Source organism: Mesorhizobium sp. M7A.F.Ca.US.005.03.2.1 (assembly GCF_003997795.1).
Taxonomy (GTDB): domain Bacteria; phylum Pseudomonadota; class Alphaproteobacteria; order Rhizobiales; family Rhizobiaceae; genus Mesorhizobium; species Mesorhizobium ciceri.
Genome location: NZ_RZRP01001469.1, coordinates 1 through 725 on the forward strand (window position 1 = coordinate 1; position 725 = coordinate 725).

1 protein-coding gene is annotated in these 725 nt (G+C 66.3%); it reads right to left on the reverse strand.

The features are described 5' to 3' along the window. Nucleotides 1-725, reverse strand: a 725-nt coding sequence (deoC, locus tag EN991_RS38545) for a deoxyribose-phosphate aldolase (protein WP_127370643.1), incomplete at both ends; no start/stop codon positions are given.

Genomic DNA, 725 nt, shown 5'->3' on the forward strand with positions numbered 1-725 from the left:
GGCCGACGGGCAGCGTCGCGTTGACGCTTTCCTTGCCGGTCGAGGTCTTGATGAAATCGGCGCCCGCCATCATCGCCACCATCGAGGCCAGCATGACATTGCGCAGCGTGGCGAGGTCGCCGGTGCCGAGGATGACCTTCAGATGCGCATCACCGCAGGCGGCGCGCATCGAGACGATCTCATTGTAAAGCTCCCGCCACTTGGCGCCGAACACCAGGCCGCGCGGGATGACGACGTCGATCTCGTCGGCGCCGTCACGGACCGAGGCCTCGATCTCCTGCAAACGGGTCGACAGCGGCGCCAGGCCATGCGGAAAGGCGGTGGAGACGGCGGCGACATGGATGCCAGTGCCGCGCACCGCATCGACGGCGGTGGCAACGAAGGGGTGGTAGACGCAGACGGCGGCCGGGCGGATGGTTTCACCTGATATGCCGAGGCCCTCGACAATGTCGCGGCGGAACGGATTGATCGCCTTGGCGCAAAGCCGGCGCACGCGCTCCTCGGTGTCGTTGGAATTCAGCGTCGTCAAATCCATGCAGGCGACGGCGCGCAGCAGCCAGGCGGCCTGGTTGTCGGCCTTGATAGAGCGCCGCTTGGTCAGGCTGGCGACGCGCCGTTCCAGCGCCGAGCGATTGACGCTGCGCACCGATTCCATGAAGCCAAGGTCGAGCTTCATGCCGGGGTTGCGCGCAATGCGATGATCGTGCGGGACGGCTGTATTGGCG